Origin of the sequence: Leucobacter chromiireducens (genome assembly GCF_003917135.1) — a bacterium.
GTDB classification, from domain to species: domain Bacteria; phylum Actinomycetota; class Actinomycetes; order Actinomycetales; family Microbacteriaceae; genus Leucobacter; species Leucobacter chromiireducens_A.
The window spans coordinates 1-815 of sequence record NZ_RPDI01000079.1 but is presented as its reverse complement, the minus strand read 5'-3'; the positions used below and the strand labels follow the sequence as shown (position 1 = coordinate 815).

The window sequence follows — 815 nt, the reverse complement described above, 5'->3', positions numbered from 1 at the left end:
CACAGCGTCCCGCTTGGAGTACTCGAGCTCGGGCACGCGCTGCTCATCCTCGCTGCTCGCGCGGCGCCAGTGCAGCGGCACCATGCGCGCGGTGAAGATGCCGAGGCTGATCCCCTTCGGGTAATCGGTCGGCTCCTCAAGCATCGGCAGCGCGCGACCTGCCGGCGCGACCGGGGTCTCCGGGTCGCCCGGCCGGTAGACGCGGGTCTCAGGGAAGTCCTTCGCGCGCGCACGCGCGGCTGGCATGTCCTTCGAGATGTCGTCGTGCAGGCCCTGCGGGCCGCGCAGCACCGATCGCATGCCGTCGACCGCGAGCTGGGTCGCGTAGTACTGCATGTTGAGCAGCTTCTTGATGTCCTGCCTCCCGCTGTTCTGCAGCAGCTTCCCGCTCTTCGGGCGGTCGGAGTGCAGGAGGCCGGCGATGATGCGGTTGCGGGTGTGGAAGAACGCCTGCCAGTCCTGCGAGTCGTCCTTGTCGAGCCAGGACACGTGCCACAGTGCGACGCCGGGCAGCGAGACCGTGCGGTAGCCTGCGGCCTTCGCGCGCAGGCCGTACTCGGCGTCGTCCCACTTGATGAAGACGGGCAGCGACAGCCCGATGTCGGCGATCACCTGCTTGGGGATCATGCACATCCACCAGCCGTTGTAGTCGGCGTCGAGGCGCGCGTGCATCCACTTCGTCTGGCGCAGATTGCGCTTGCGGAAGTCGTGGCGGTGCTGCTCCTCGAAGGACGGCCCCCACATGAAGGGGTCGGGGCGCACCACCTCGGCCCAGGCGTGCAGCACGGGCTTGTCGAGGAGATCGAACATGTGCC

The 815-nt window shown here is 68.2% G+C and carries 1 pseudogene; it reads right to left on the bottom strand.

Annotated elements, in window-relative coordinates:
* Window positions 1-815 (bottom strand): annotated as a pseudogene (locus EGM46_RS14545) (glycosyltransferase); the annotation flags it as partial.